We start from the raw sequence: 8,404 nt of genomic DNA on the forward strand, positions 1-8,404 counted from the left end.
AGCTGGGCAACATCCCCGACGGCGGCGGCCACAAAGTGCACGGACGCCGGGCCGGCGGGCGCAACAGCTCCGCCCACCGCGACCCGGACAGGCCGCGCAAGGTCCACGGCCGCCCCAACCTCGGCTACGCCTACCTGCACAACGCCGTGGACGACCACAGCAGGCTGGCCTACACCGAGATCCTGCCCGACGAGACCAAGGAAACCGCGGTCGCGTTCTGGACCAGAGCCCAGACGTTCTTCCAGGCCGGTGGCATCACGGTCAAGCGGGTGCTGACCGACAACGGCTCCTGCTACCGCTCACACCTGTGGCGCGACACCCTCACCCACGCCGGCATCACCCACAAACGCACCCGCGCCTACCGACCCCAGACCAACGGCAAGGTCGAACGCTTCAACCGCACCCTGCTCGACGAATGGGCCTACGCCCAGCCCTACCCATCCGAAACCGAACGACGAGCCGCACTGCCACACTGGCTGCACACCTACAACCACCACCGCGGCCACACCGCACTCCACGGCCAACCACCCGCCAGCCGCGTCCCCAACCTCACAGGACAGAACATCTAGCGCAGGACCGTTACGGTGCCGCGCCCGCCGTCCACCCGGACCCGGTCGCCGGTGCGGAGGCGGGTGGTGGCGTTGCCGCAGCCGACGACGGCCGGGATGCCCAGCTCGCGGGCGACGATGGCGGCGTGCGACAGCGGCGCGCCGACGTCGGTCACCACGGCGACCGCGCGCGGGAACAGGGGCGTCCACCCGATGTTCGTCACCGTGGTCACCAGCACCTCGCCCGGCCGCAGCTCCGCGCCGTCCTCGACGTGCTCGATCACCCGTGCCAGGCCCTCCACCACGCCCGCCGCGCCGGGGAAGCCGGACACGTCGTCACCCGGCGGCGCGGCGGAGGAGTCGTGCACGTCCAGCCTGCGGTCCGGGTCGGCGGCCCACGCCTCCGGGTCGAACCGGCCGCGGATCAGCGTCGGGTACGGCGGCAGCGCGCGGTACCGGTCGTAGGCGGCACGGCGGGCCGGCACGCGGGACAGCGGCGTCCCGTCGCCCGCCAGCACGCGCAGCGTCTCCTCGATCGGCAGGAAGAACAGGTCGTCGCCGCGCCCGGTGACCTCCCCCGCGCGCACCAGGAACGCCCGCAGCACGCCGAACGCGCGGGCGAACTCCGACCGCGCGCGTTCGCGCTCGCGGGCCAGCGCGGCGACGCGGTCGACCCGCTCGCGCAGCCGCTCGTCCTTGCCGGGGTGGGCGGCGCGCAGCCGGTCCCACGCCGCGTCGCGCACGGCCGCCTGACGGGCCAGCAACTCCTCCGGGTCGACGCCGACGTCCAGCCCGCCGGGCCACGCCGGGTCCTCGGCCGGACGGGGCGCGGACACCTCGAACTCGTCGGCGAACCGGTGGCCGTACTGCTCGACGTACGCCTCCCGGCTGATCTCGCCGCGCCGCAGCCGCGCCAGGCCGAGCAGCGGGCCGAGGCTCGCCAACTCCCCAGCCGCGCCGTGCGCGCCGGTCAGCAACGCGGTCGCGTCGTCCTCCCCCACCAGCTTCACCAACCGGCGGCAGACCCTGGCCGCCGCCGTGGAGCCGGTGCGCGCGCCCGCGTCGAACACCCGCGCGTCGACCCGCAGCACCTCGTCCACATCGGACCGCCACAGCGCGAGCAGGTCGGCGGGCGTGGACGCGGCGCGGAACGCCTCCCGCAGCCGACGGGCGCGGTCCGGCGCCGACGCCAGCAGGCCGTCGATGCGGGCCCGGAACTCGCGGCCCTGCCGGAGGAACGGCACCAGGGCGCCGATCGCCGCCCGCAGCACGGCGAGCCGTGACATCGGCAGCGGCGGCACCACCACGTCCGGCGGGATGCGGCCGAAGTACTGCTCGCTCGTCCGACGCAGGAACCCTTCGAGCCCGAGCGCCCGCCCGACCGCGAACGCGACGCTGAGGTTGAGGTAGAAGCGGCCGCCGATGTTGCCGGACGTCGGGTGCCCGCCGATGGGCGGCTGCGCCAGCGCGCGGGCGAACGACCACGTGGCGGGCGTCATCACGCTCGGCACGGCTTCGCGGAGGTTCGCGCACGTCCACAGGTAGTCGCCGCGCAGGGTGTCGTTCCAGACCTCCGGCGCCGCGTCGGGCAGGGCGGTGATCGGCCGGGCCTGAAGCAGGGCGATCCGCCCGCCCGCCACGGCCCACTCGACGTCCACCGGCGTGCCGTGGAGGTCTTCGACCCGCGCGCCGAGGTCGGCGAGCTCCAGCACCGTCACGTCCGGCAGCAGGGCGCCCGACCGCGTGACGACCGCGCCGTCCGCCACCACGTACTCGTCGGGCGTGACCGTGCCGCCGACCAGGGCCTCCCCCAGCCCCGGCGCGGCGTTGACCACGGTCTCCGCGCGCGACCCCGTGACCGGGTTCGCGGTGAACAGCACGCCGGCCGCGTCGGCGGGCGCCATCCGCTGGACCACCACCGCCGCGGCCACGTCGGTGATGCCGTTCCGGGCGCGGTAGGCGATGGCGCGTTCGGTCCACAGCGACGCCCAGCAGCGCTTGACGGCGTCGAGCACGTCGTCGCGGGCCACGTCCAGGAACGTGTCGTGCTGGCCCGCGAACGACAGGCCCGGCAGGTCCTCGGCGGTGGCCGACGAGCGCACCGCCACCGGTCCCGGAGGCAGGGCCGCGAGGATCGCCTCCGCGACGTCCGCCGGCACCTCGCGGCGGGCGAACTCGGCGTCGATCACCGCGGCCGGGTCCTCCCCGCGCAGCGCCTCCGCGATCCGCGCGTCGAGGTCGGCGGCGATCCGCCGGTAGGCGTGCGTGGTGACGTGGAAGCCGTCCGGCACGGGCAGGCCGGCGGCCGCGAGCCGGGCCAGCGAGGCCCCCTTGCCGCCGAACGCGGCCAGGTCGGCGTCGGGGTCGGCGAGCGGCAGCACCAGCGCGGTGGTCCCCATGCGCCGATCTTCGCAGAGGGACGCTGAGCGTGGTTCCCCGGCGCGCGGGGACGTCCTCAGCCCGCGCGCCGGGGAGCGGTCACAGCCCGTTGGTGAACAGCAGGCGGTTGACCGTGCCGCCGGTGGTGCCGCCGACGACGACGTTCGGCGTGGCGGACGAGTTGAGCCAGTTGTGGACCGTGGCCGACGACTGGTCGCCGTACCGCTGCTTGTAGAGCGCGGCCACGCCCGCCACGTGCGGGGTCGCCATCGACGTGCCGCTCATCGTGCCCGAGCCGCCGGTGCGGACGGTGGAGACGATCGAGCTGCCGGGCGCGTACAGGTCGACGCACGCGCCGGTGCTGGAGAAGGAGGACCGGGCGTCGGTGTTGGTGGACGACGCCACGACGCTCGCCGTCTCGACCTTGCGCGGCAGGCGGTCGCACGAGTTGCCGCCGGTGTTGCCCGCCGACGTCGCCAGGAACACGCCGGCGGCGGTCATGTTGCGGATCGCGGTCTCGAGGCTCGCCGACGCGGTGAAGTTCCACGACGTGTTGGCCACGGCCGGCTTGGTGTGGTTGGCCGTCACCCAGTTGATCGCGTTGAGCGCCGACGTGGTGGTGGCGCCGCCGGAGCAGTTCATCATCTTCACGCCGTGCAGGCGGACGCCCTTGGCGACGCCGTAGGTGGCCGAGCCGATGGTGCCGGCGACGTGCGTGCCGTGGCCGTGGCAGTCGGTGTTGTTGGTGTCGATGCCGTTGTAGTCGAACGTGGCCCGGCCGCCGTAGTCGACGTGGCCCGGCGTGATGCCGGTGTCGATGATGTAGGCGTGCACGCCGCTCCCGTTGTACGTGTAGGTGAAGCTGTTCGACAGCGGCAGGGCGCGCTGGTCGACGCGGTCGATGCCCCACGACGGCGGGTTGAGCTGGGTGGCGTCGAGCGCGTCGGTGACGAGCACGTCCTGCTCGATCGCGGCGACGGCCGGGTCGCGGCTGAGCTTGCGCAGCTGCGCCGGGGTGAGCTTGGCGGAGAAGCCGTGGAACGCCGCGTCCCACACGTGGGTGGGCGTGACGCCGGCCGCGGCGGCCACACCGGCGGCGGCGCGCGCGGCCGGGCCCAGCGTGACGATGTAGGAGTCGGGGATCGGGTGGACGGTGGGGGACGCCGCGGCGAGGGTGATCTCCGCCTGGTGGGCGGGCGCGGCCGGCGCGGTGCCGGCGGTGAGCGCGGTGGCGGTGGCCGAGACGGCCAGGACGGCGATGGTCCGGCTGAAAGGACGCACGGGTTGGCTCCTTCGGGCGAGCCACGGCCGGGTGCGCCCCGACGCAGGGTTGACGGGGCGGACAGTCACTCGTCCGTGGTTCAACGTGGAGCCTGACCAGCGGTTATGCCGTGGTCAACGGTCGTCGGCCGAACGGCGGCGCACGGTGTCACGCTCGGTGGACATAACGGACAACTGGTAACGCCGGCGTCGCTCCGGCGGGCGCTTGGCCAGGGCCGACCGGGTTGCGCCGAGCCGGGTCAGGGCGACACCGGCCAGCACCACGGCCATGCCCGCCACGACCCGGGGCGTCAGCGGCTCGTCGAGCACGATCGCGCCCAGGGCGACCGACACGACGGGCAGCAGGTAGCCGACGGTGGCCGCGCTGGTCGGCCCCTCGTCCTCGATGATCCGGTAGTTGAGGATGAACGTGACGCCGGTGCCGAAGACGCCGAGCACCACCACGGCGACGATCGCGGTGACGTTGAGGGTGGTGGAGGTCCGGTCGAACGGGACCAGGGCGGCGCTCAGGCCGGTGGCGGCGGTCAGCTGGGCGGCGGACACGGCGATCGGGCCGCCCTTGCCGACGAGTTTGCGGCCCATGTAGGCGAACGCGACGGCGTAGCTCGCCGCGGCGCCGAGCAGGGCGAGAGCGCCGATCCCCGCCAGACCTTCCCGCTGCCACGGGGCGAAGATCAGCGTCACCCCGGCGAACCCGAGCACGAGACCGGCCACCCGCATCGGGGTCACACCGCGGTCGGTGCCGATCAGCAGGCCGATGATCAGCGAGAACAGCGGGGTGGTCGCGTTGAGGACGCCCGCGACGCCGGAGTCGACGGTCTGCTCCCCGACGGCGAAGAGCAGGAACGGCAGGGCGTTGCAGAAGAACGCGGCGACGGCCAGGTGGCCCCACAGCCGACGCGGCAAGGCCTGCCGTCCCAGGCGCGCGAGGACGAGCAGGACGGCCGCGCCCAGCGCGCAGCGGATGACGGTGATCTGCACCGGGGACAGGCCGGTCAGGGCCAGCTTGATCCACAGGAAGCCCGACCCCCACAGCAGGGCCAGCACCGCCATCCGCAGCACGCCTCGTCCGGTCATGGGATCACCGTCCCGCACGACCGGATTCAAGAAAAGTTAAACCTCATGAGCCTGCGTTAAGCACAGCTACAAGGTTGTGCGGAACCGGAGGTCGAACACCGGACCCCCGGTTCCGCACGACGGCGCCGTCAGCGCGTGTGGACCATCAGCTTGTCGACGCCGTGGACGATCGACGCGGTGCGGAAGTCCGGGCTGTCGGTGGCCAGGCGCAGCTTCGGGAAGCGGCGCAGCAGGGCCGGGTACGCGGCGCGCAGTTCCATCCGCGCCAGCTCGGCCCCGACGCAGCGGTGCGCGCCGTACCCGAACGCGAGGTGCGCCGACGATCCCCGGCGGTGGTCGAAGTCCGACACCTCCTCGCGGTTCGCCGCCGACAGCGACACCACGACGACGTCGCCTTCCTCGATGCGCTGGTCACCGACGTCCAGCGGGTGCCGGGCGAACCGCGGGAACGCCACCTGCACCACGCTGAGGTGCCGCAGCAGCTCCTCGACCATCGGCGCGGTGGCCGCGTCGTCGTCACGCATCGCCGCGCGCGCCTCGTCGTCGGTCAGCAGCACGATCGCGCCGAGCGCCAGCATGCTCGCGGTCGTGTCGAAGCCGCCGGTGAGCACGCCGTCGGCCAGGCCGGCCAGCTCGACGTCGCTCACCGCGTCGCCGTGCTCGCGGATGATCATGCCGATCAGGCCGTCGCCCGGGGACCGGCGCTCGCGGCGCACGATCTCCTCCATGTAGGACAGCGACTCGGAGATCGCGCCCAACGCCTGCCCCGCGCCGCCGAACAGGTCGAACCGCGCCGCCGCCAGCTCCTGGAACCGGTCGCGGTCCTCGTAGGGCACGCCCAGCAGCTCGCAGATCGTCAGGGACGGGATGGGCAGGGCGAACTCCTGGACGAGGTCCACCGGACCGTCGACGGCCGCCATCGCGTCCAGCCGCTCGGTGACGATGGCGTCGATGCGCGGCACGAGCCGGGACAACCGCCGCATGGTGAACTCCGGCGTGAGCAGCTTGCGCAGCCGGGTGTGGTCGGGCGGGTCGGCGAAGCCGAGGCCGCCGGGCGACTGCTCGATGCGGACCGCCGCACCCAGCCGCGCGTAGTCGTTGCTGAACGCTCCTGTGTCGGAAAGCACCTTTTTCGCTTCGTCCAGGCCCGTGACCAACCACACGCGCAGGCCGAACGGCACCGGGATGCGGTGCACCGCGCCGGTCTGCCGCATCCGCTCCAGCTCGGCGACCGGCACGACCCCGTCCCGCTTCAGCGGAACCAGCGCACGGTCCGGGAGCAGCGACAACGCCCTCGAACCGATCTTCCCCATGACCCACCGCGTCGCCGAACGCCGTGCGACCCACGCCACCAAGCCGTCGCGCACGGACGCCAGAGTTGTCATCCCACACCCCTCATTCCCCAGGTCGATCTGAGCGACGGTAACCGTACGTAGGGGTGAGCAGCATCGCGCCACAGGCGGATTGACACGCACAGGTCCGTGACAGACGATCGGCAATCGCGCACGAACGGGGGAAGCCGGTCGAAATCCGGCGCTGACCCGCAACGGTAGGTCCCACCCGGGACGAGCCCGAACACCCGTCGCGCGTGCAAGCTCCTGACACCGTCGTGGTCAACGGGTCGGAGCCCGGGGGAGGTCGGTGACGGCTGTCCGGGGTCCGCTCACGCGTTGCGCCCGGAAAGGCCGAACATGTCGTTCAGACGGACCGCCTGCGTCCTCGCCGCCACCGCCGTCGCCGCGCTCGCGGTGCTGCCCGCGGCCCAGGCGCAGCCGGATGTCCGGGGTGGCGCGCAGGAGCCGCCGGTGACGACGGACGTGAGCGACGCCGCGGCCGGGTGGCTGGCGCGACAGCTCGTCGGCGGCGACCACTTCGAGAACGTCTACGACAACGTCACCTACCCCGACCAGGGCCTCACGCTCGACGCGGTGTTCGCGTTCACCGCCGCGGGCGTGGCCGGGACCAACGCGGACAGGGCGACCGCGTGGCTCGCCAAGCCCGACGTCCTCGACAACTACCTCCACTTCGGCAAGCCGACCGAGTCGTACGCGGGCGCGCACGCCAAGCTGGCGCTGGCCGTCCAGGTGCACGGCCAGGACCCGACGGCCTTCGGCGGCGTCGACCTGATCGCGGGCCTCACCGCGTTGCAGTCTCCGTCGGGGCGGTTCCGGGACAAGTCCGCCTTCGGCGACTTCTCCAACGGGTTCACGCAGGCCTTCGCGGTGCTGGCGCTCGACCGGCGCGAGGGCGGCGCACCGAAGGCCGCCGTCGACTACCTGGTGGGGACCGAGTGCCCGGACGGCGGCTTCCCGCTGGTCCTGGAGGAGGCGAAGTGCGCGCCGCACGTGGACGCCACCGCGATGGTGGCGCAGGCGCTGCTGGCCGCGGACCGGACGACCGAGGCGGGACGCGCGCTCGACTGGCTGAGCCGCGTGCAGCAGCCCGGCGGCGGGTTCCGCGACGAGGGCAAGACCGACGAGGGCAACGCCAACAGCACTGGCCTCGCGGCGCAGGCGTTGCGTGCCGGTGGCCGGACGGCGGCCGCGGACCGCGCGGCGGCGTTCCTGACGGCGTCCCAGGTCGGTTGCCCGGCCCCGGCGGCGGACCGGGGAGCGATCGCGTTCGACCGGACGGGGTTCAAGCAGGCCACGTCGTTGCGGGCGAGCGCGCAGGGCGTCCTCGGGCTCGTCGGTGTTGGCTTCGGCGAGCTGAAGGCGGGCAACGCCACGCCGGGCGCTCCGGTGCTCGACTGCCGCTCCACGACGTCCACGTCACCGACTTCGTCCACGTCGTCCACTTCGGACACTTCCGGAACGACGACCGGCACGACCACGACCACCGCCGACGCCACCGGCACCACGACCGACACCGCGACCTCGACTTCCACCACCACGACGACCGCGGCGGCGGTCGTGTCGAACGGCAGCGGCGACCTGGCCCGGACCGGCGCGTCGGTCGGGCCGGTGCTGTGGATCGGCGTGCTGATGCTCCTGGGCGGCGTGCTCGCGGTCGCCTTGTCCCGCAAGCGGTATGCGGGGGTCCGGAAGTGACGGCCCGCGGGCCCGGCTCGGGGCACGCCCCGGCCGCGGCGTCGTGACGGGCGCGGTGCGGCGGGCGGG

Annotated in this window: 6 protein-coding genes and 1 riboswitch; of the genes, 2 read left to right on the top strand and 4 right to left on the bottom strand. The window is 73.6% G+C overall.

Features of this window, described 5'->3' with window-relative positions; translation table 11 throughout:
- On the top strand, positions 1 to 569 hold a 569-nt coding region (locus ACFQ3T_RS31795; protein WP_380729013.1), incomplete at its 5' end, for an integrase core domain-containing protein.
- Here ACFQ3T_RS31795 and ACFQ3T_RS31800 read toward each other — a convergent pair.
- From ACFQ3T_RS31800 to ACFQ3T_RS31815, 4 genes are all read right to left on the bottom strand, one after another.
- Positions 566 to 2,947, bottom strand: coding sequence for a PEP/pyruvate-binding domain-containing protein (locus ACFQ3T_RS31800; RefSeq protein WP_380729015.1), 2,382 nt, complete (start codon positions 2,945 to 2,947; stop codon positions 566 to 568). The genes ACFQ3T_RS31795 and ACFQ3T_RS31800 overlap by 4 nt on opposite strands.
- Before the next feature lie 79 nt (positions 2,948 to 3,026).
- Positions 3,027 to 4,208 carry a S8 family peptidase gene (locus ACFQ3T_RS31805; RefSeq protein WP_380729016.1) on the bottom strand — a complete coding sequence of 394 codons (1,182 nt, stop codon included), beginning with the start codon at positions 4,206 to 4,208 and terminating at the stop codon, positions 3,027 to 3,029.
- 114 nt (positions 4,209 to 4,322) lie between these two features.
- A complete protein-coding gene (locus ACFQ3T_RS31810; protein ID WP_380729018.1) occupies positions 4,323 to 5,285 on the bottom strand; it encodes a DMT family transporter in 963 nt (320 codons plus the stop codon).
- Between the two features lie 128 nt (positions 5,286 to 5,413).
- Positions 5,414 to 6,670: a cytochrome P450 gene (locus ACFQ3T_RS31815; protein ID WP_380729020.1), complete on the bottom strand. Its 1,257-nt coding sequence runs from the start codon at positions 6,668 to 6,670 to the stop codon at positions 5,414 to 5,416.
- Between the two features lie 72 nt (positions 6,671 to 6,742).
- Positions 6,743 to 6,886, top strand: a riboswitch (cobalamin riboswitch).
- Between the two features lie 90 nt (positions 6,887 to 6,976).
- On the opposite strand from ACFQ3T_RS31815, the gene ACFQ3T_RS31820 reads away from it, so the two are divergent.
- Complete coding sequence (locus tag ACFQ3T_RS31820; protein WP_380729022.1) at positions 6,977 to 8,335, top strand: prenyltransferase/squalene oxidase repeat-containing protein; 1,359 nt, start codon at positions 6,977 to 6,979, stop codon at positions 8,333 to 8,335.
- Positions 8,336 to 8,404: the final 69 nt, after the last annotated feature.

Source organism: Saccharothrix hoggarensis, assembly GCF_042678885.1.
GTDB lineage: Bacteria > Actinomycetota > Actinomycetes > Mycobacteriales > Pseudonocardiaceae > Actinosynnema > Actinosynnema hoggarensis.